General features: G+C 68.8%; 18 protein-coding genes. 11 read left to right on the forward strand and 7 right to left on the reverse strand.

The genetic code is table 11. The features are described from left to right. Positions 1-135: 135 nt before the first annotated feature. Complete coding sequence (locus tag DDE10_RS21945; RefSeq protein WP_114954950.1) at positions 136-1,455, reverse strand: PQQ-dependent sugar dehydrogenase; 1,320 nt, start codon at positions 1,453-1,455, stop codon at positions 136-138. Next, positions 1,455-1,871, reverse strand: coding sequence for a DUF2231 domain-containing protein (locus tag DDE10_RS21950; protein WP_284734824.1), 417 nt, complete (start codon positions 1,869-1,871; stop codon positions 1,455-1,457). The genes DDE10_RS21945 and DDE10_RS21950 overlap by 1 nt, the downstream gene beginning before the upstream one ends. Before the next feature lie 169 nt (positions 1,872-2,040). On the opposite strand from DDE10_RS21950, the gene DDE10_RS21955 reads away from it, so the two are divergent. Then, entirely contained in the window at positions 2,041-2,532 is a 492-nt protein-coding gene (locus DDE10_RS21955; protein WP_114954951.1) for a GNAT family N-acetyltransferase, read from the forward strand. 225 nt (positions 2,533-2,757) lie between these two features. Beyond that, positions 2,758-4,452: a DEAD/DEAH box helicase gene (locus DDE10_RS21960; protein WP_114954972.1), complete on the forward strand. Its 1,695-nt coding sequence runs from the start codon at positions 2,758-2,760 to the stop codon at positions 4,450-4,452. Positions 4,453-4,571: 119 nt separating this feature from the next. On the opposite strand, the gene DDE10_RS21965 is transcribed toward DDE10_RS21960, so the two are convergent. The 3 genes from DDE10_RS21965 to DDE10_RS21975 all read right to left on the reverse strand — a co-directional run bounded on the left by DDE10_RS21965 (position 4,572) and on the right by DDE10_RS21975 (position 5,925). Then, the gene (locus DDE10_RS21965; protein ID WP_114954952.1) at positions 4,572-4,817 is read right to left on the reverse strand and encodes a hypothetical protein; all 246 of its coding nucleotides are present in this window, start codon (positions 4,815-4,817) and stop codon (positions 4,572-4,574) included. Positions 4,818-4,923: 106 nt separating this feature from the next. After that, positions 4,924-5,580, reverse strand: coding sequence for a glutathione S-transferase family protein (locus DDE10_RS21970; RefSeq protein ID WP_114954953.1), 657 nt, complete (start codon positions 5,578-5,580; stop codon positions 4,924-4,926). A 75-nt stretch (positions 5,581-5,655) separates the two neighbouring features. Beyond that, positions 5,656-5,925 carry a hypothetical protein gene (locus DDE10_RS21975; protein WP_114954954.1) on the reverse strand — a complete coding sequence of 90 codons (270 nt, stop codon included), beginning with the start codon at positions 5,923-5,925 and terminating at the stop codon, positions 5,656-5,658. A gap of 318 nt (positions 5,926-6,243) precedes the next feature. On the opposite strand from DDE10_RS21975, the gene DDE10_RS21980 reads away from it, so the two are divergent. The 9 genes from DDE10_RS21980 to DDE10_RS22025 all read left to right on the forward strand — a co-directional run bounded on the left by DDE10_RS21980 (position 6,244) and on the right by DDE10_RS22025 (position 18,461). Further along, positions 6,244-7,200, forward strand: coding sequence for an ArsR/SmtB family transcription factor (locus DDE10_RS21980; RefSeq protein WP_114954955.1), 957 nt, complete (start codon positions 6,244-6,246; stop codon positions 7,198-7,200). After that, positions 7,197-8,135 (forward strand): methylenetetrahydrofolate reductase [NAD(P)H], encoded by a 939-nt coding sequence (gene metF, locus DDE10_RS21985; RefSeq protein WP_284734825.1) that lies wholly within the window; start codon positions 7,197-7,199, stop codon positions 8,133-8,135. Before DDE10_RS21980 ends, metF begins: the two co-directional genes overlap by 4 nt. Next, positions 8,110-9,159 (forward strand): homocysteine S-methyltransferase family protein, encoded by a 1,050-nt coding sequence (locus tag DDE10_RS21990; protein WP_114954956.1) that lies wholly within the window; start codon positions 8,110-8,112, stop codon positions 9,157-9,159. The genes metF and DDE10_RS21990 overlap by 26 nt, the downstream gene beginning before the upstream one ends. Positions 9,160-9,224: 65 nt before the next feature. Beyond that, positions 9,225-11,858: a methionine synthase gene (gene metH / locus DDE10_RS21995; protein WP_432653750.1), complete on the forward strand. Its 2,634-nt coding sequence runs from the start codon at positions 9,225-9,227 to the stop codon at positions 11,856-11,858. 120 nt (positions 11,859-11,978) lie between these two features. After that, positions 11,979-12,926, forward strand: coding sequence for a right-handed parallel beta-helix repeat-containing protein (locus tag DDE10_RS22000; protein WP_114954958.1), 948 nt, complete (start codon positions 11,979-11,981; stop codon positions 12,924-12,926). Between the two features lie 154 nt (positions 12,927-13,080). After that, positions 13,081-15,114 carry a protein-disulfide reductase DsbD family protein gene (locus tag DDE10_RS22005; RefSeq protein WP_114954959.1) on the forward strand — a complete coding sequence of 678 codons (2,034 nt, stop codon included), beginning with the start codon at positions 13,081-13,083 and terminating at the stop codon, positions 15,112-15,114. A gap of 359 nt (positions 15,115-15,473) precedes the next feature. Continuing rightward, complete coding sequence (locus DDE10_RS22010) at positions 15,474-16,166, forward strand: HlyD family type I secretion periplasmic adaptor subunit (protein ID WP_114954960.1); 693 nt, start codon at positions 15,474-15,476, stop codon at positions 16,164-16,166. 188 nt (positions 16,167-16,354) lie between these two features. Then, the gene (locus DDE10_RS23650; protein ID WP_162806791.1) at positions 16,355-16,696 is read left to right on the forward strand and encodes an SEL1-like repeat protein; all 342 of its coding nucleotides are present in this window, start codon (positions 16,355-16,357) and stop codon (positions 16,694-16,696) included. Between the two features lie 1,453 nt (positions 16,697-18,149). Then, entirely contained in the window at positions 18,150-18,461 is a 312-nt protein-coding gene (locus DDE10_RS22025) for an EthD family reductase (RefSeq protein WP_114954963.1), read from the forward strand. 18 nt (positions 18,462-18,479) lie between these two features. On the opposite strand, the gene DDE10_RS22030 is transcribed toward DDE10_RS22025, so the two are convergent. Both DDE10_RS22030 and DDE10_RS22035 read right to left on the reverse strand, forming a co-directional pair. Then, complete coding sequence (locus tag DDE10_RS22030; RefSeq protein WP_114954964.1) at positions 18,480-20,150, reverse strand: amidohydrolase; 1,671 nt, start codon at positions 20,148-20,150, stop codon at positions 18,480-18,482. Next, on the reverse strand, positions 20,147-21,013 hold the full coding sequence (locus DDE10_RS22035; RefSeq protein WP_114954965.1) for an NAD(P)-dependent oxidoreductase: 867 nt from the start codon (positions 21,011-21,013) through the stop codon (positions 20,147-20,149). The genes DDE10_RS22030 and DDE10_RS22035 overlap by 4 nt, the downstream gene beginning before the upstream one ends. Positions 21,014-21,348 lie beyond the last annotated feature (335 nt).

Consider the following 21,348-nt stretch of genomic DNA (forward strand, 5'->3'; position numbering starts at 1 on the left):
AAGCGGGGGGGCGCTCGTCGGGCGGTGAAGGGGAGTCGGCGTTTGCGAACCGCGGTCGCCGAGAAATGTCGACGCTGACACCCCTCCACCAGGCTTGGCCTGGTCCCCCTCCCCTCGAAGGGGAGGATCGGACGATCAGCCCGTGGGGGGCGCTGGCGCCGGCGCCGGCCGCGCACCGGCGGGGGTGATGCGCCAGACCGTGTTGGCGAGGTCGTCGGCGACGATGACGGCGCCGCGGGGGTCGACGGTGACTCCGACCGGGCGGCCGCGGGCGCGGCCGTCGGCGAGGAACCCGGAGAGGAAGTCGACCGGCGGGCCGGCGGGGCGGCCGTTCCGGAAGGGGATGAAGATGACCTTGTAGCCGACCGGCTCGCTGCGGTTCCAGCTGCCATGCTCGCCGACGAAGACACCGTCGGCGAAGCGCGCGCCCAGCGCCGGGACCGAGAAAGCGAGGCCGAGCGGGGCGACGTGCGAGCCCAGGCTGTAATCGGGGCGGATGGTCGCGGCGACGAGGGCCGGGTCCTGCGGCTGGGCGCGGCGATCGACGTTCGGGCCCCAATAAGCATAAGGCCAGCCGTAGAAGCCGCCCTCGCGCACCGCGGTGATATAGTCGGGGACGAGATTGGGGCCGAGCTCGTCGCGCTCGTTGACGGCGGCCCAGAGGCGACCGGAGCCGGGCTGGATGGCGAGCGCGCTGGGATTGCGAAGGCCGGTCGCATAAGGCCGGTGGGCGCCGGTCTGGACGTCGATCTGCCAGACCATCGCGCGGTCGACCTCGGCGGCCATGCCGCGTTCGGTGATGTTGCTGTTCGAGCCGATGCCGACATAGAGGAAGCGGCCGTCCGGGCTCGCCGCCATCGCCTTGGTCCAGTGGTGGTTGATCGCCGAGGGGAGGTCGGCGACCTTGCGCGGCGGGCCGCCGGCGCGGGTCTGGCCAGCGCGATATTCGAAGCGCACGAGGCTGTCCTGATTGGCCACGTACAGCCCGCCATCGACGAGGGCGAGGCCGTAGGGCGCGTTCAGGCCGTCGGCGAAGACGGCGCGGCCTTCATAATTGCCGTCGCCATCGGCGTCGCGCAGCAGGGTCAGCCGGTCGCCGCCCTCGACCTCGCTCTTGCCCTGCTTCTTGATCAGGCCGGCGAGGACGTCCTTCGGGCGCATCGGCGGCGCGCTGCCTCCGGCGCCCTCGGCGACGAGGATGTCGCCATTGGGAAGGACGAGGGTCTGGCGCGGAACGCGGAGATCGGAGGCGATGGCGCTGACGACGAAGCCGGCGGGAACGGTCGGCCGCTCCGAGCCCCAGGCGGCCGGCTGCGCGATCTCCATGCTCGGCAGCAGGCCGCGGGCCTGCTCGGGAAGCTGCGGGTCGGGCCCATATTGGGCCGGGTCGGGATCGCCGCCGCAGCCGGCGAGCGACAAAGCGGCGAGAGCGAGCGGGAAGGCGACGGCGCGCATCAGCGGGCCTCCCGTGCCGGAAGCCCGGAATAGCCGATCCAGGCCGCGGCCAGAGCGAGCAAAGCGACGATGGCCGAGAGCCAGAGGCCGAGCGGCATGATCCCCCAGGCGTCGCGGGCATGGACGAGGCCGGCGACGAGGCCGAGGACCCACATGGCCAGCACCAGCAGAAGATAGACCGCCCGGCGGCCGCGGCGCGGGCCGCGGACGAAGCCGGCGAGCGACCAGAGAAGGACGAGGGTGGCGAAGATCATGCCGAAGGCGTTGAGCCAAGCAGCGAAATTGGCCCACTGGATCTCGTAGCTCGACCAGTAAGCCAGGTCGGCGAGCCAGGCGCCGGCGAACAGAGCGAGCGGGAAGCCGAGCAGCATCGCGTGGAGCGGATGCAGCGGCCTGGTTTCGGCAAGGACGGCCACTTCGTCTCCTCGGGTTGGCGGGCGGCGGAGGGTGAACGTCCCGACGGTCGTTCCGGTTGCGCGCGGGAGGCGCGGGGGGATCCTCTTCCCCTCCCTGCGTGCAGGGAGGGGAAGCCAGGGGTCGCACGGTGGCTTGTGCGGCGGCTTCGGCTTCGCCTAAGCCGCGGTCATGGAGATCAGGCTGGCGCGCGAGGACGACGAAGCGGGGATATGGACGGTGCTCGAGCCGGTGATCCGCGCCGGCGAGACCTATGCGCTCGATCCCGACATGACCGAGGCCGAGGCGCTCGCTTACTGGACCGGCGGGGAGGGCAAGGAGACGTTCGTCGCAGTGCGCGACGGCCGGGTCCTCGGCACCTATTTTCTGCGGCCGAACCAGCCGGGCGGCGGCGCCCATGTCGGCAATTGCGGCTATATGACCTCGCCCGAGGCGCGCGGGCAGGGGGTCGCCCGGGCGATGCGCGACCATTCGGTGGCGCGGGCGCGCGAGCGCGGGTTCCGGGCGGTGCAGTTCAACTTCGTCGTCAGCGTCAACCAGGTTGCGGTGCGCCTGTGGCAAGCGGGCGGGTTCGAGATCGTCGGCACGCTGCCGGGAGCGTTCCGGCATCCGCGGCTCGGCTATGTCGACGTCTATGTGATGTATCAGGTGCTGGAGGGTTGAAGCGAGGCCTTCATGTCCTCCCCGCCACCAGAGAACTGTCACCCAGGCAATCGGTCCAGTCTGAAACCAACCTATCCGGTCTGCACAGTGCGGTCCCCCTCCCCGGCAAAGGCCGGGGAGGAGTTGGTGAAATCCCTCTCTGCGCAAAATCGCGAGGAGGATCGCCGGCACGGGACTTCCACGGATTGACGCGGGGCCCTCGGCGGCTCAGGCGGGCGCATGACCTTGATATTCGAACGACTTCCGCAAATCCTCGCCGAGGCGCTGGCCGAGCGGGGCTATGAGGCGCCGACGCCGGTGCAGGCCGCCGTGCTCGAGCCGGAGGCTGAGGGGCGCGACCTCATCGTCTCGGCGCAGACCGGATCCGGCAAGACCGTCGCTTTCGGCCTGGCGGTGGCGCCGCAGCTGTTCGGCGGCGCCGACGCGCTGCCGCCGGCGCGGACGCCACTCGCGCTGGTGATCGCGCCGACCCGCGAGCTCGCGCTGCAGGTCAGTGGCGAGCTGGCCTGGCTGTACGGCAAGGCCGGCGCGCGCATCGCCACCTGCGTCGGCGGCATGGATCCGTCCAAGGAGCGGCGCAACCTCGCTCATGGTGCCCATATCGTCGTCGGCACGCCCGGGCGTCTGCGCGACCATCTCGAGCGCGGCGCGCTCGATCTCGGCCAGCTTCGGGTGGCGGTGCTCGACGAGGCCGACGAGATGCTCGACATGGGCTTTCGCGAGGATCTGGAGGAGATACTCGACGCGACGCCGGAGGGGCGCCGGACCCTGATGTTCTCGGCGACCGTGCCGAGGCCGATCGTCGCGCTCGCCAAACGCTACCAGCGCGACGCGCTTCGGCTGTCGACCGCGGGCGAGGATCGCGGCCATGGCGACATCGCCTACCAGGCGATGGCCGTGGCGCCGGCGGACATCGAGCCGGCTGTGGTCAACCTGCTGCGGCTGCACGAGGCGGAGGCGGCGATGCTGTTCTGCGCCACCCGCGAGAATGTCCGCCGGCTCCATGCCAGCCTGGTCGAGCGTGGCTTCCAGGCGGTCGCCTTGTCCGGCGAGCACAGCCAGTCCGAGCGCAACCAGGCGATCCAGGCGCTGCGCGACCGGCGCGCCCGGATCTGCGTCGCCACCGACGTCGCCGCGCGCGGGCTTGACCTTCCGAACCTGTCGCTGGTCGTCCATGTCGAGCTGCCGCGCGACGCCGAGACGCTCCAGCACCGCTCGGGCCGGACCGGCCGGGCGGGGCGCAAGGGCATCGCCGTGCTGATCGTCCCCTATCCGCGCCGCAAGCGGGTGGAGGCGATGCTGCGCGGCGCCCGGATCGCGGCGGAATGGATCAAGCCGCCCACCGCCGAGGATATCGGCCGCAGCGACCGCGAGCGGCTGCTCGCCGCCTTGCTGCAGCCGGTCGAGGTCGACGAGGAGGACCGGGCGCTGGCGGCGCGGCTGCTCGCCGAGCGCAGCCCGGAGGAGATCGCCGCCGCCCTGGTCCACGCTCACCGGGCGCGGATGCCGGCGCCGGAGGAATTGCTCGACCAGGGTGCCGAGGCGCCGGTGCGGCGGGAAGGACCGCGGCCGGGCTTCGAGGACACAATCTGGTTCCGGATGGACATCGGCCGGCGGCACAATGCCGATCCGCGCTGGCTGCTGCCCCTGCTCTGCCGGCGTGGCCATATCACCCGCCAGGAGATCGGCGCGATCCGGATCGCCGCCAACGAAACCCTGTTCGAGGTGCCGCGTGCCGCCGCCGCCCGCTTCGCCGCGGCGGTGAAGCGCACGGCCCAGGCGGACGCCGGCGACGAGGCGGGGATCGAGATCAGCGCGATCGACGGCAAGCCGCGCGAGGCCGCCCGGCAGGCGCGGCGGGGCGGGCCGCCGCCGGCGCGGCACAAGGCCAAGCCCTATCGAGGCAAGGCGACGCGGTAAGGCGGCCTCGAAGTCGATCCCGTCAGTCCAGCGAAAGCTGGTATCTCGTCTCGACCTCCGACGGCAGCCGACAAGGCAATGAGATCCTGGCTTTTCGCCAGGATGACGAGGCGGGGGACCTATTGCGCGTTCTCGACCGCCTCCTCGGCGCCGCTGCCTTCGGGGGCTTCCATCGCGTCCAGCTCGGCCTCGTTGGCGACGAGGCTGTCGGGTGAGACGTCGATCATATTGTCGTCGAGCATCGCCGCGGCATTGTCGAGCTGGCGCTCTTCCTCGGCGCTGAGGCCGCCGCGATCGGCATCGCTTCCGCAGCCGGCGACCAGCGCCGAGGCGGCGAGCGCGCACAGAGTGAGGGGGATCTTCATGCGCTTTTCTCCTGTCACCGGGATAGCCTAGCGGCATCGGCCCGGGATGCCAAAGGCCGGCGGTGACATTCGGTGGTTTGCCGCCCTGGGGCGACCGTCCGACCGTTCAGGGAAGGCCGGGCACCATCAGCCCGGCCACGGCGGGGCGTGCCGACAGCCGCTCGAAATAGCCGGCGAGCGACGGCAGGTCCGGCCGGTCGATGGGCGTCTGCCGCCAGCGGTGGACGGAGAGGACGAGGACGATGTCGGCGAGGGTGAAGCCCGCGCCCGCGGCAAAGGCGCCGGTTTCGGCAAGGCGCCGGTCGAGCAGAATCATCCGCGCGTTCCAGGCGTCGACGCTGCGTCGGATTGCGGCCGGATCGGCAAAGTCGGGATGGCGGCGAACCAGCGCCATGAAGGCATGATTCCAGGCGGCGTTCAGATCGGTCGCCTGCCAATCCATCCATCTTTCGACCTCGGCGCGGGCGCGGGGATCGTCCGGCAGCAGGTCGCGGCGCCCGGACCGGGCGGCGAGATAGCGGCAGATCGTGTTCGATTCCCAGAGAATGGCATCGCCGTCGAGAAGGACCGGGACGAGTCCGTTCGGGTTGAGCGCGCGGAATTCCGGGGAAAGGAGGTTGGACGGCGGATCGCCCCATTGCGGCTCGTGGACGAAATCGAGCTCGAGCTCGGCCAGGGTCCAGAGGAGCTTGCGCACGTTGATCGAGCCGGGCCGGCCGAGCAGGCGCAGCCGGGGCAAGGACGGCGGAATGGAGCGGGCCATGGCGGATCGCTTCCCAACGAAAAGGGGCCGCACGCCCTGCGACGCGCGGCCCCGACAGAAAGCTCGTGAAAAAGCTTAGTGGGTCGCGTCCTCGGCCGCGTTCGAGACGGTGTCGCCGGCGGACTCGGCGGCGTTCTCGATCGCCTCACCGGTGTTCTCGAGGGCGTTGCCGGCCGCGTCGAGCGCGTTGTCGGCAGCCTCGAGGGCGTTGGTGGTGTCGGCTTCAGCCTCGTTGGCGGTCGCTTCGGTGTTGGTGTCGGCCGCGTTGTTGGCTTCGGTGCTCGGCTGGCAGGCCGCGAGGCCGAAAGCGGAGACGGCGACCAGAGCGAAAGCGATCTTCTTCACGTGAATTTCCTTCAATAGTTGCGAGGAGAACCATTCCTACTATCGCCGCGCCCGAATCCGACCTGCCGGCCGGGCCCCCGGATTGGCGGCGAAGCGGCCGTTTTATGAGATGGAAGGGGCCGTGTCCAGAGTTTCTCTACTGGAACGGTTGTCAATGCTTTCGGGCCGGCTCGATGATTTTCTCGCCGCCCCGGAAAGGGTGGCCGGTCAGGCGCTTGGGGGGCGGAGCGAAGAAAGGCGGGACCCGTCCATGCGGAGGCGGTAGCGCGGCCACCATCCTTGCTTGACGGATATAAAGATATCTTTATATGCGCAAATATGGCTGCTCCGTCCAAGATCTTCGCTTCCCTGGCCGACCCGACCCGGCTTCGCATCCTGACCTTGCTGAGGGCGATGGAGCTCTCCGTCGGCGAAGTCGCGCAGGTGCTCGGCCAAAGCCAGCCGCGGGTGTCGCGGCACGTCAAGATCCTGATCGATGCCGGGCTCGCCGAGCGGCGCAAGGAAGGCAGCTGGGTGTTCGTCAGCCTGGGCGACCGGGCTCTGGTCGACCCGCTCTTCGTCCTGCTCGACCGCTGGTCCGAGACCCAGGGCGAAAATCCCTGGATCGCCGCCGACGCCGCCCGCCTGGCCGCGGTCCGCGCCGACCGCGCCGCGGCGGCGGAGCGCTATTTCGCCAGCCATGCCGGCCAGTGGGACGCGCTGCGATCGCTGCACGTCGCCGAGAGCGAGGTCGAGGCGGCGATCGGCCGGGCTTTGGGCGAGGCGCCGATCGGCCGCCTCGTCGACATCGGCACCGGCACCGGCCGGATGATCCAATTGTTCGGGACCGACGCGAGCCAGGCGCTCGGCATCGACCGCTCGCCCGAAATGCTGCGGCTCGCCCGGGTCAAGTTGAGCCAGGCCGGGCTGGAGGCGGTCGAACTGCGCCAGGGCGACATGTACGCGCTGCCGCTGCCCGACGATTCGGCCGACACGGTGATCCTCCACCAGGTCCTCCATTATGCCCAGAACCCCGCCGCCGCGGTGGCCGAGGCGGCACGGCTGCTCGGTCCCGGCGGACGGCTGCTGATCGTCGACTTCGCGCTGCACGAGCGCGAGGAACTGCGCAGCCGGGACGCCCACGTCCGCCTGGGCTTCGCCGACGAGGCGGTGCTCAAATATTTCGCCGATGCGGGGCTGGAGGGCGAGGTGGTCGAGCATCTCGAAGGGGGCGAGCTCACCGTCACCTTGTGGATGGGCGTTCGCAGCCATGCGCGGCTGAAGGTGGTCGCATGAGCCCGATCGCCTATCCGCGCTCGCCATTCGGCAAGGCCATGTTCGAGGACGCCGCCGGCGACATCGAGGTCAGCTTCGAATTCTTCCCCCCCAAGACGGAGAAGATGGAGGCGACCCTGTGGAGTTCGATCGAGACGTTGGCGCCGCTCGGGCCTCGCTTCGTCTCGGTCACCTACGGCGCCGGCGGATCGACCCGCGAGCGCACCCACGCCACCGTCGAGCGTATCGCCCGCGAGACCGCCCTCACCGCGGCCGCCCATCTGACCTGCGTCGGCGCGACGCGCGAGGAGATAGACGAGATCGCGCGGCAATATTGGCAGGCCGGCGTGCGCCACGTCGTCGCTCTGCGCGGCGATCCGGCCGAGCCGGGCGCGCGCTTCACCCCCGAGCCGGGCGGCTATGCCGATGCCGCCGAGCTGGTGGCCGGGCTGAAATCCGTGGCGCCGTTCGAGATCTCGGTCGCCGCCTATCCGGAGACGCATCCCGATTCGCTCACCAAGCGCGCCGACCTCGACAATCTCAAGCGCAAGATCGACGCCGGCGCCGATCGCGCGATCACCCAGTTCTTCTTCTCGCCCGACAGCTTCCTTCGCTTCCGCGACGTCGCCGCGGCGATGGGGATCGAGGCCGAGATCGTCCCCGGCATCCTGCCGGTGACCAACGTCGCCCAGACCCGCAAGTTCGCCGCCGCCTGCGGCGCGACCATCCCGCCCTGGATGGAGCGCCTGTTCGAGGGGCTGGACGACCTGCCGGCGGCCCGCCAGCTCGTCGCCGCCACCATCGCCGCCGAATTGTGCGCCCAGCTCTATGCCGGGGGCGTCCGCCACTTCCATTTCTTCACTTTGAACCGCGCCGAGCTGAGCTACGCCATCTGCCACCTGCTCGGCCTCAGGCCCAAGGAAAGTGACCATGTCGACTGCCGCCGATCAGCTTAGGGCCGAGGCCGCCCGCCGCATCCTCGTCAAGGACGGGGCCTACGGCACCGAAATCCAGCGCCGCCGGCTCGCCGAGGCCGACTATCGCGGGTCGTTCGACCTCGGTCGCGACCAGAAGGGCAATAACGACCTCCTCAATCTCACCCGGCCCGAGCTCGTCCGCGAGATCGCGCAGGACTTTGCCGATGCCGGCGCCGACATCCTCGCCACCGACAGCTTCAATGCCAACCGGATCAGCCAGGCCGATTACGGCGCCGAAGGTCTGGTGCGCGAGATCAACGTCGCCGCCGCGCGGATCATCCGCGAGGTCGCCGACGCCGCCGAGGCGAAGGACGGCCGCCGGCGCTGGGTCGCCGGCGCGATCGGCCCGACCAACAAGACGCTGTCGCTGTCGCCGAACGTCAACGATCCCGGCTATCGCGAGATCGACTTCGACACCCTGTCCGACGTCTATGTCGAGCAGATCGAGGGGCTGGTCGAGGGCGGCGCCGATTTCGCCCTGATCGAGACGGTGTTCGATACCTTGAACGCCAAGGCCGCCGTCCATGCCGCGCAGCGGGTCGAGGAGACGATCGGCCGCGAGCTGCCGATCATGCTGTCGATGACCATCACCGACCTTTCCGGGCGCAACCTCTCCGGCCATTCGATCGAGGCCTTCTGGGCCTCGGTCCGCCATGCCCGGCCGCTGACCGTCGGTCTTAATTGCTCGTTCGGCGCGGCCCAGCTGCGTGCCCATATCGCGATCCTGTCGCGGATCGCCGACACGCTGGTCATGGCCTATCCCAATGCCGGCCTGCCAAACGACCTCGGCGAATATGACGAGTGCGCGGCGACGACCGCGGCGCAGGTCAGGAGCTGGACCGAGCAGGGCATCGTCAACATCGTCGGCGGCTGCTGCGGCACCACGCCCGAGCATATCAAGGCGATCGGCGAGACGGTGTCGGGCTATGCGCCGCGGCGGATTCCGACGCCCGAGCGCCGCACCCTGCTCGCCGGCATCGAACCGATGATCCTCGCCGCCTGAGCCTTCGTCCCCCGCGTCCGCACCCATCTTACCAGGATAATCCATTCCCCATGGCCTCGACCGCAATGTCCGAATTTCCCGAGCCGGAAGCTTCATCGCCGGCGCTCGCCTCGTCGAGCTTCGTCAATGTCGGCGAGCGCACCAACGTCACCGGATCGGCCAAGTTCAAGAAGCTGATCATGGCCGACGATTATGCCGCCGCGGTCGAGGTGGCGCGCCAGCAGGTCGAGAACGGCGCCCAAGTGATCGACGTCAACATGGACGAGGGCCTGCTCGACGCCGAGGCGGCGATGACCACCTTCCTCAAGCTGATCGCCGCCGAGCCCGACATCGCCCGGGTGCCGATCATGATCGACAGCTCGAAATGGACGGTGATCGAGGCCGGCCTCAAATGCGTGTCGGGCAAGCCGATCGTCAATTCGATCAGCATGAAGGAAGGGGAGGAGGAGTTCCTCCGCCTCGCCCGCAAGGTGCGCGGCTACGGCGCCGCGGTCGTCATCATGGCCTTCGACGAGAAGGGCCAGGCCGACACCAGGGAACGCAAGGTCGAGATCTGCGCGCGCGCCTACGACCTGCTGGTCGGCGACGGCTTCCCGCCCGAGGACATCATCTTCGATCCCAACATCTTCGCGATCGCGACCGGGATCGACGAGCATCGCCGCTACGCGATCGACTTTATCGAGGCCTGCCGAGAGATCAAGCAACGCTGCCCGCACGTCCACATCTCCGGCGGGCTCTCCAATTTGAGCTTCTCGTTCCGCGGCAACGAGCCGGTGCGCCGGGCGATGCACTCGATCTTTCTCTACCACGCCATCCCCGCCGGGCTGGACATGGCTATCGTCAATGCCGGCCAGCTCGACGTCTACGACACGATCGACCCGGTGCTGCGCGAGGCCTGCGAGGACGTCATCCTCGACCGCCGTGACGACGCCACCGAGCGGCTGGTGACGCTGGCCGAGAACTATCTCGGCACCGATCCCGCGCGCGAGAAGGAAGCGGCCGAGTGGCGCGGCTGGCCGGTCGCGAAACGGCTCGAACATGCGCTGGTCAAGGGCATCGACGCCTTCGTCGTCGAGGATGCCGAGGAAGCCCGCCAGGCCGCCAACCGGCCGATCGAGGTGATCGAAGGGCCGCTGATGGACGGCATGAACGTCGTCGGCGACCTGTTCGGATCGGGCAAGATGTTCCTGCCGCAGGTGGTCAAGTCGGCGCGGGTGATGAAAAAGGCCGTCGCCCACCTGATCCCGTTCATCGAGGCGGAGAAGGAAGCGAACGGCGCCACCCAGGGCAAGGGCCGGATCGTCATGGCGACCGTCAAGGGCGACGTCCACGACATCGGCAAGAACATCGTCGGCGTCGTCCTCCAGTGCAACGGGTTCGAGGTGGTCGACCTCGGCGTGATGGCGCCGTGGCAGGACATCCTCAAGGCGGCCAATGACAACAAGGCCGACATGATCGGCCTTTCCGGACTGATCACGCCGTCGCTGGACGAGATGGTGACGGTGGCGAGCGAGATGCAGCGCGAGGGGTTCACGCTGCCGCTGCTGATCGGCGGCGCCACCACCAGCAGGGTCCACACCGCGTTGCGAATCGAGCCCGCTTATGAGGGGCCGGTCATCCACGTCCTCGACGCCAGCCGCGCCGTCGGCGTCGCCTCGGCCCTCGTCTCCGATACCCAGCGCGAGCCGCTCGTCGAGCGCACCCGCGCCGATTATCAGGAGATCAGGGAGGCGCGGGCGCGCAGCGGCCAGAATGCGCTGGCCTCGCTCGACGAGGCGCGCGCCAACGGCTTCGCCTTCGATCCGGCCGGCAAGGCGCCGCCGCCGGCGCGGCCCGGCGTCCACCATTTCGGCGAATGGCCGCTGCGGGAGCTTCGCGCCTCGATCGACTGGACGCCCTTCTTCCGCGCCTGGGAGCTGGCCGGCAACTATCCCGCGATCCTCGACGATCCGATCGTCGGCGAAAGCGCGCGCTCCCTGTTCCGCGACGCCGAGGCGATGCTCGACCGGATGATCGCCGAGCATTGGGTGGTGCCCAAGGGGGCGGTCGGGCTGTGGCGCTGCAAGCGCGAGGGCGACGACGTGCTCATCCTCGCCGGCAACGACTGGACCCGCGTCCCCTTCCTCCGCCAGCAGGTGAAGAAGAGGGAGGGGCGGGCCAATTTCTGCCTCGCCGACTTCATCGATCCCGAAGGCGAGGACTGGATCGGCGGCTTCGCCGTCGGCATTCACGGGCTCGAACCGCATCTCGCCCGGTTCAAGGCCGAGAATGACGATTATTCCGACATCCTCCTGAAGGCGCTCGCCGACCGGTTGGCGGAGAGCTTTGCCGAAGTGCTGCACGCCCATGTCCGCGACAGCATCTGGGGCTATTCGCCCGACGAGCACCTGACCAATGCCGAGCTGATCCGGGAGCGCTACGAAGGCATCCGCCCGGCCCCCGGCTATCCCGCTTGCCCGGACCACAGCCTCAAGCGCGTCCTGTTCGGGATGCTCGGCGGCGAGCCGGCCGGCGTGACGCTGACCGACAATTTCGCGATGCTGCCGACCTCGGCGGTGTCCGGCTTCTATTTCGGCCATCGCGACAGCCAGTATTTCGGCGTCGCCCGGATCGGCCGCGACCAGCTCGAGGATTATGCGGCGCGGCGCGAGGTCTCGCTCGAGGAGGCGGAGCGCTGGCTGCGGCCGAACCTGGATTGAAGATCGTCGCGGGATGATCCTGCGCTAACCTTCATGCCCGTGCCGTCCCGTCTTGGGTCAGCGTCGGATTAACCCCCTTTGCGCATCGACAGGGGGGCGGCGCTGGGCGAAAATCGGGCCATGTCCAGGATCATCCTCCTCACCCTGCTCGCCTGCATCCTCGCCTTCGCGCTGCCGGTCTCCGCCCAGCCGGCGCAGGCGCCGTTCATCGTCGAGGAGACCGGGCAGGGCTTCGACACGCTCGCCGACGCGGTGGCGGCGATCGGCGGCGGCAGCGGCACGATCATGATCGCGCCCGGCCGCTACCGCCAGTGCGCGGTCCAGGAAGCGGGCCGGATCGCCTATGTCGCGCGCGAACCTGGGACGGTGATCCTCGACGGCGTCGCCTGCGAGGGCAAGGGCGCCCTGGTGCTCGGCGGCCGATCGGCCCAGGTCGAGGGCATCGTCTTCCAGAACATCCGCGTGCCCGACGCGAACGGCGCCGGCATCCGGCTCGAGGAAGGCGACCTCCAGGTCCGCGAGAGCCTGTTCCGCGACGGCGAGAACGGCATCCTCGTCGCCAACGATCATGACGGCACCATCCGGGTCGAGCAGTCGACCTTCTCCGGTCTCGGCCAGTGCCCCGAGGACCAGGGCTGCTCGCATTCGATCTACAATAGCGGCACCGGCGCGCTGACGGTAGTGCGCAGCCGCTTCGAGCGCGGCACCGGCGGCCACTATCTCAAGAGCCGCGGCGCGCGCATCGAGGTCACCGATTCGAGCTTCGACGACAGCGAGGGCCGGGCGACCAACTACATGATCGACCTGTCCAACGGCGCCACCGGCACGATCGCCCACAATCACTTCGTCCAGGGCGAGGACAAGGAGAATTACAGCGCCTTCATCATGGTCGCGCCGGAAGGGGTGGAGCACAGCTCGGCCGGGCTCACCGTGGCGAACAACCAGGCCGGGCTGGTGCCGGGCCTCGAGCGCCGCACCGCCTTCGTCGCCGACGCCAGCGGCGAGGCGATCCGGCTCGAGGGCAACCGACTCGACTCGCAGATCGCGCCGTTCGAGCGGCGGGAATAGGGCGTCGCAACAGCTCCGCGCGCGATGCGCCCGCCGTCAATGGCACGTGCGCTGAAACCTCTCCACCGCCCTTCGGGCGGTCCCCCTCCCCTCGAAGGGGAGGATCTTGAGTCCTCGAAGCGCCCCTTCGGAAAAGTGCTGCTATAGGCGGCGCATGAATCGCCTCGGGGGCCTCTTCCTCTTCCTCCTGTCGCTGCTCGTCGCCGGCCCAGCGGCGGCGCAGCCGCACATGCAGGTCGACCTGCGTGCGGAAACCGCCTCGGTGGCGCCGGGCGGAACCGTCACCCTCGCCTTCGTCATGGAGCCGGAGCGCGGCTGGCACGGCTATTGGCGCAATCCGGGCGATGCCGGCGACGCGCCGCGGCCGACCTGGACGCTGCCGCCGGGGTGGCAGGCGGGCGAGCTCGCTTATCCCGTGCCCGACCGGCTGACCCTGCTCGGGCTGATGAACTATGTCTACGAGCGCGATTACGCGCTGCTGGTCGACCTCGAGGCGCCGGCGGGCGCGCGCCCGGGCAGCCTGGTGCCGGTGCGGGCGCGGCTCGATTATCTCGTCTGCACTGACGAATTGTGCGTGCCCGAGACAGCCGAGGTCGCGATCGACCTGCGCATCGGCAGGCCCGGACGCACCGATCCCGCCTTCGATGCCTGGCGCCGCGCGCTGCCGCGTCCGCTCGGCTCAGACGGCCGCTTCGCCGTCGCCGGCGGGCGGCTGCGGCTGGCGGTGCCGCTGCCGGCGACCGTCGGCGTCCACGATCCCTATCTCTATCCAGTCACGCCCGGCGCGGCGGACCATTCGGCGCCGCAGGCGCTGTCGCGGCGCGGTGACCTGCTCATCGTCGAGACCGATGCGGGCGCTCAGGCCGAGGGCCTGCGGCTGATCGAGGCGGTGCTGGAGGTGGGCGACGGCGTCGGGCTGGCGCTGCGGGCGACGCTGGGGACGGTGCCGCCGGCCGGCGTGCCCGTATCTCCATCCGGGGCCGAAGGCGCCGCGGACGGCAGCGCCGCGACGATCCTCCTCGCTTTGGCTGGTGCGATTTTCGGCGGGCTCCTGCTCAACGTCATGCCCTGCGTCTTTCCGATCCTGAGCCTGAAGGCGCTGAGCCTGACCCGCGCGGGCGAGACCCCGCGCGCCGCCCGGACCGAAGCGCTCGCTTATGCCGCCGGCATCATCCTCACCTGCCTCGCCCTCGGCGGCCTGTTGCTCGCCTTGCGCTCGGGCGGTTCCGCGGTCGGCTGGGCGTTCCAGCTCCAGGACCCGCGGGTGATCATGCTGCTGCTGCTGCTGGTGACGGCGATCGCGTTCAACCTCGCCGGCCTGTTCCGGCTGCCCAGCCTCAATGCCGGGGACGCGCTCGCCGGCCGCGGCGGCGCCGGCGGCGCCTTCTTCACCGGCGCGCTCGCCGCCTTCGTCGCCACGCCCTGCACCGGTCCGTTCCTGGGCTTCGCGCTCGGCGCGGCTTTGATCTTGCCGACCTGGGCGGCGCTCGCCGTGTTCGCGGGTCTGGGCCTGGGCCTCGCTCTGCCGTTCCTGCTGCTCGGCTTCGTGCCGGCGCTGCGCCGCCGCCTGCCCCGGCCGGGGCTGTGGATGGAGCGGTTCCAGCGGCTGCTGTCGCTGCCGATGTTCGCGACCGCGCTGGGCCTCGGCTGGATCCTCGGCCGCCAGAGCGGCGTCGACGGCATGACGCTCGGCCTTGCCGCCGCCCTTTTGCTCGGCGTCGCCTTGTGGTGGCTGGGGCGGCGCCAGTCGATCGGCGGCACGTTGCTGCCGCTGCTCCTGGTGGCTGCCGCGGTGGTGGCGCCTCTGCCTTTCGTGCGGACCGCGGAGGCTGCCCCGGAGGCCGGGCAGGCGGCAATCGCGGCCGAGCCGTTCGACGAGCGGCGCCTCGCCGAGCTTCGCGCGGCCGGCACGCCGGTCTTCCTCTATTTCACCGCCGACTGGTGCCTGACCTGCAAGGTCAACGAGCGCGCGGCGATCGGCCAGTCCGAGGTCGCTGCCGCGTTCGAGGCCAAGGGCGTCAGGACGATGGTGGGCGACTGGACGCGCGGCGATCCGGAGATCGGTCGCTTCCTGGAGCGCCACGGCCGCTCCGGCGTGCCGCTCTACCTTTATTACGCGCCCGGGCGAGAGGCCGAATTACTTCCGCAGATCCTCACCGTCGGCAGGCTCACCGCGCTCGGCGATTGACTCGGGCGTCGCGGCAGGCGCTGACAGTCTGAGCCTCGATCGAACCAATGCCGCCCCGGTCCGGGACGCGCATCTCTCTGACCTGTGCGGCCGAAATCGGCGGTCGGTTCCGTGACCCGGCGTCGAGCCGTTCGAACGCCGCAAGCGTGCGGGGAGAAGAGCAAGCGTCATTTCGACCCACGGGCGCGCGTCGTGGTGCGATACCAATACCCGAAGTATAAATCGGAGTGACAAACCGAATTCGTCTGCCGGAATTCCGTTTCGATACTGGTCCAATATGGACCGACTACCGCGAGCTTATGCGAGAGAAGTTTCTGCGCATGTAACAAAGCCGCCACAGGTGAGCGGTCTCGTCCTTCTTGATTGTCATCTTCTCGGCAGGTGTTAACAATAGTGGTCGTGGAGCGATCCAGAATATCGAGGTGCAGGAGAGTTCGGCCGAGCGGGCGCAGGCGGCGATCGCCAAAATCGACGCGGACATGGCGGCGCTGCGCGCGACCCTGGCCGAGGAAGCGGCGACCGAGCTGTCCGGCGCCGAAACCGAGTCCGGCCTTCGCGAGGACGACCTGCGCCGGTCGGCGCGGCGGCGCCAGCTCCAGCAGCTGCGCGCGCCGGTCGACGGCGTCGTCCAGCAGCTCGCTGTCCACACGGTGGGCGGCGTCGTCCAGCCGGCCCAGCCGCTGATGGTGATCGTGCCCTTGGGGAGCGAGGTCGAGGTCGAGGCGCAGGTGCTCAACAAGGATATCGGCTTCGTCCGCGAGGGCCAACCGGTGCGGGTGAAGTTCGAAGCCTTTCCGTTCACCGATTATGGCTGGATCGAAGGTACGGTCGAGACGATCAGCCGCGATGCCGTGCAGGATGAGCAGCTGGGCCTGGTCTATACCGCGCGGGTTCGGCTGGGCCGGAACTATATCATGCTAGGCGAGCGGCGGCAGGCGATCGGACCGGGCATGGCGGTGCAGGCGGAGGTGCGCACCGGGCGGATGCGGATCATCCAGTATCTGCTGTCGCCGATCTCGGAGACGGTGAGTGAGGCGGGGAGGGAGAGATAGTGCCCTGCAGTGACCCACCTTGGCTGCGCCGCCGCATGATGTGGCTGACGATACCAACGGAATTGTCGGCACCTTGGCAGTATCAAGAGAGGGTGCGGTTGATATCGACAAACGACTTCACTTCGAAGCTTCGCGGGGCGGCTGCAGCGCTCCTTCTCGCGTGCATGTCAGCTATGTTGGGTGCGTGCGTGACGAACTCCTTTGCCGGCATCTCGTTCGCATCCGGCGCGGCCGATTCCGAGCTTCAGGGCCTCGCCATGCGTGCGCAGGCAGGCGACAAGCATGCACAGTTGGAACTGGGAATCCGTTATGAGCAGGGGCGAGGGGTGCCGGTAAATCTGGCACGGGCGGAGCATCTATATCGGCTGGCGGCAAGCGACAGTAGCGGCAGCGGTCTCGTTTACTTACCGCCGGTCGGAACCGCCCGCGGCCAAGTTGTGCCGGTCAGAACCGGTCAGAGTAGCCGCGGTCTCGACGAGGCGCGGGAGCGTCTCGATCGCATCATCGCCAGACGGAGGGTCAGCCAATGACTTCCTCGCTACATCAGTCTGCGGCGCTCGTGACGACAGGACTTGCTCTTTCGTGCAGCAGTGTGTCCGAGCAAGCGACGGCTCAGCGATGGCAAGCGGAAATCTGTGAGGAGGCACGCGAGGCGCTGCTACCGGCGGTCCGGGAAACGGAGTCTGACGTTGGGCGCATTCTGAGCGCGAGCTATTGGCGTACGAACCTGCCAAGGGCTGACGGAGAGACGGCGGTTGTTCTTGTCGACGTATCCGCCCGCATCCAGCTACGTGGGGGCAATGAGGATGAGGTTCACCTCGATGTCGGCTATTTCGAGAATGAAACCTGTTGGACGAGATATCGCTGGTGGGGCGACTTCGTTTGCTACGACGTGGGCCTCGGCGAGCCCCCCGGCCTCACCGTCACCGATGAGCACACACGCCGTTTCCTCAGCGTCGCGTCCTACTTGGCAACCGGAGGCGAAATCGAGGCTGCGGCCATCGAGATCGCCGCGGACCGCGCCTTCCAAGTTCCGATGTGGGGCCTCCATAACAAGACGTCGGCGCCGAATCACATCGATCGCTGGTACTATTGTCAATCGTGCGGGAACGATCGTGCCCGAATAGAGGGCGAGGTGTCGTTGGCCGGAACCAGATTCGGCCGCTCGGCGGACGCAACCTACTTCGTCACGCGATCCGGCTGGGTCGCAAGGCTCCGCGACACAGAGCGGCAGGCGGCTTACGCCCTATGTGATCTTGACCGAGCAGGGGGTTAAATCATGCCGAGAATAATCACGAGCCGCTCGAGAGAGACTGGGACGGGCCCGTATCTAAATCTGACGACGTCGGCTGCCGGTTACGATGCCGCCTTCGACCGGCTCTACACGCAGCTTTCGCAAACATCAGATACGACAATGACCCCTTGCGGGCAGACCTGCTGGCGGTTTTGAATTCTCTACCGCGCACGTACGAGGGGTTCAGATTCGCGCTGATCGCCGGCTACGAGCATGCTCCGGCCTTTGTGAACTTGTCGAGCACCTTCCGGCCAGAAACGGACGACAACGACAACGACCTCAGCGACGGGCGCCCAGTCATTGGCTTCGGGTTCGATTCCGACGCACAGAAAGGAAGTTTCACCAGTCAGTTCCTGGCTGCGAGAATCCCCTTGAGCCCACAAGTTCTCGCAGCAATGCAGGAGTTCGATCAGGGCAGATCGGCGCACGCGCTCTTCTCTACCGATTGGATGCCCTCAATTTCGAAATCACTCGAACGCAGGCAATCTCGCTATTTGACGAGACCGTCAAGACGTACGAGATAAGCGCAAGAATTACGGTGACAGTGCACATTTTTATTTCGGGTGCCGGCACCATTTCGCCGGTCGAAGTGTTCGTCCACTGTCCCGCTCGAGCTGCGTGAACAAGCTCGGCGATTGACTTGGACCGGCTGGCAGGCGCTCATGGCGGAAACCTCAGGGAGGGGAAACATGCCGACCATCACCGTTCTCTATCCGCGCCAGGACGGCGCCACCTTCGATTTCGACTATTATGCGCGCACCCATCTGCCGCTGGTCGAGGCACGCTGGAAGGGGAACGGCCTCACCGGCGTCGAGGCCCTTCGCGGCGTCGCCGTGGACGGCGGCGAGCCGCCGTTCCTCGCCATCGCCCTGATCAGCTTCGATACGATGGAGTCGCTCGGCGCCGCCGTGAACGGGCCGCATATGGCGGAGATCGGCGCAGACATCGCCAACTTCACCAATGTGCGGCCGGTCAGGCAGGTGAGCGAAGCGATCCGCTAACGGGCTCGAGGGTCCGTTTCACTCCTCCCGCTCCCACACCTTGCGGCCGGCCATCCAGGTCTCGAGCACCCGGGTCTCGCGCAGCTGGCGCTGGTCGGTGATCTCGAAGATGTCGCGGTCGATGAACAGGAAGTCCGCCATCCGGCCGGGCTCGAGCGTCCCGATCACGTCCTCGGCGAAGCCGGCATAGGCGCCGCCGCGGGTGAAGGCGGCGAAGGCCTGCTCGAGCGACACGCGCTGCTGCGGCAGCCAGCCCCCCGGCGGCTGGCCCTCGGAATCCTCGCGGCTGATCGCGGCGGCGAGCCCGTGGAACGGGTTCGGGCTCTCGACCGGAAAGTCGGAGCCGAAGGCCAAGGGAACGTCATGGTCGAGCATCGAGCGCCAGGCATAGGCGCCCTGGAGCCGATCGAGCCCCATCCGGGCCTCGGCCATCGTCCGGTCGCTGGTCTGGTGGACCGGCTGCATCGAGGCGATGATGCCGTGGCGCGAGAAGCGGGCGAGATCGGCTGGGTCGATGATCTGGGCATGCTCTACCCGCCATCGCCGGTCGCCCTCATAAGTGTCGGACAGATCCTCGATGGCCGCGAGCAGCTCGGCATTGGCGGCGTCGCCGATGGCGTGAACGGCGACCTGGAAGCGGTCCATCGCCGCCCGGCTCATCAGATTCTTGAGCACGGTGTCGCTGACCAGAGGCAGGCCGCGCTCTTCCGGCGCATCGCGATAGGGCTGCTTCAGCCAGGCGCCGCGCGATCCCAGGGCACCGTCGAGGTAGAGCTTGACGCCGACCATCCGCAGGCGGCCGTCATAGAGCCAGGGCGTCGGCCGGATCCCGGCGACCGAGATCATCTCCGGCACGCTCGAGGCATAAGACAGGATCCGCACCGACAGCCGGCCCTGATCGCCGGCGCGCCGGATCGTATTCCAATCCTCCAGGCTGGTGCCCATGTCGGCGACCGCGGTGATGCCGTTGGAGAGGAGGATACGCTGGGCCTCGACCAGGGCGCGGTCGCGCTGGACTGGTAGAGGCGGCGGTACCGCCTGGCCCACCAGGGACATGGCGGCATCGACGAAGATCCCCGTCGGCGCGGCATTGCGGCCGGTGCCGGCCCTCTCGATCCGGCCGCCTTCTGGCGCCGCGGACTGGGCGGTCACGCCGGCCTCGCGCATCGCCGCGCTGTTGGCCCAGCCGGCATGACCGTCGACCCGCTCCAGCCAGACCGGCCGATCGCCGACCACCGCGTCGAGATCGGCGGCGGTCGGAAAGCGGCCGAGGCCCCAGCGCTCCTGGTTCCAGCCGCGGCCGACGATCCAGCGCGGGCTGGGATTGGCGGCGGCATATTCGGCGATCCGGCGCTGCGCCTCCTCGAGCGAATTCGTGTCCGAAAGGTCGAGCTGGATCGCCCCGAAGCCGAGGCCCATGACATGGCCGTGGGCATCGACCAGGCCGGGGATGAGGGTGCGGCCGCGGCCATTCAGCAAATAGCGCGGCCGCTCGGGCCGGCGGTCGCGGCGGCCGAGCAGCTGCTTCACCCGGCCGTCATCGTCGAGGATCATGCCGGTGAAGCGGAACAGGCGGCCATCCTCGCGGACGGTGTAGCCGTTGACATTGTCGACCAGCGCGTCGGCGAAAGCGGGAGAGGCGAAGGCGAGAAGGAGCGCCAGCAGCCCGAGCAAACGTGTCTGTCTCAATCTTCGAGCCTCCGGATGAGCGAGCTGGTGTCCTGGCGACTTCCGCCGATCGCCTGGACGTCGGCGTAGAATTGGTCGACCAGGGCCGTCACGGGCAGGCGGGCGCCGTTCGTGCGCGCTTCCTCCAGCGTCAGGCCGAGGTCCTTGCGCATCCAGTCGACGGCGAATCCGAAATCGAATTCGCCCCGTTCCATCGTCTCCCAGCGATTGACCATCTGCCAGCTCTGCGCGGCACCGCCGGAGACGGCTTCGAACACTCGGGCCGTGTCGAGGCCCGCCGCCTTGGCGAAATGGATCGCCTCGGCGAGGCCCTGGACGATTCCGGCGATGCAGACCTGGTTCACCATCTTGGTGAGCTGGCCGTGGCCGGCAGGACCGACATGGACGATGCGGGCGGCATAGGCCTCCATCAGCGGCCGCGCCGCCGCCATGGCCCGGTCGGTGCCGCCGCACATGATCGAGAGCGCGCCCTTTTCGGCGCCGGCCTGGCCGCCCGAGACCGGCGCGTCGAGAATCTCGAGGCCGCGCGCCGCGCCCTCGTCGGCGAGCCGGCGGGCGAGATGGGCCGAGGCGGTGGTGTGATCGACGAACAGGGCACCGCCGGTCATGGCGGCGAAGGCGCCGTTTTCGCCGAGCGTCACCTCCTCGACGTCGCGGTCGGCGCCGACGCAGGCGATCACCGCCTGCGCCCCCTGCGCTGCCTCGCGCGCCGAGACAGCGGCCGTGCCGCCGTGGCGCGCCGCCCACGCGCGGGCCTTGTCGGCGCTCCGATTGAAGACGACGAGATCGTGGCCGGCTGCGGCGAGGTGGCGGGCCATCGGCGCGCCCATCACGCCGAGCCCGAGAAATGCGATACGTGCCATGGTAGAGGGTCCAAACTCAATCAGGAGGCGGATCGGGATCGGCCGGAGGCGGCGGCTGGATAGGAGAGAGGTGCAGGGCGGGCTGGACGCCCAGCCAAGCCGATCGACGAAGCCAGCCGCCGCCTCCGGCCGACCGCGAAGCGGCGGGCTCGCTTATGCCGCCCGGACGGCGTCACTGCGTCGGTCACGATGCATTCAGCATCGCTCCCTCCTTGCTCCTTGCCGGACAACACAATCGAACCCGTCACGACCGCCTCCTGATTGAGTTTGGACCCTGAGGCGATAAGGCTTGTTTGCCGGTTGCGCCAGATAGGGTAGGGCGCCCTCTCACACCC

This window comes from Sphingosinicella terrae (assembly GCF_003347635.1).
In the GTDB taxonomy this organism is placed as follows: Bacteria; Pseudomonadota; Alphaproteobacteria; order Sphingomonadales; family Sphingomonadaceae; genus Allosphingosinicella; species Allosphingosinicella terrae.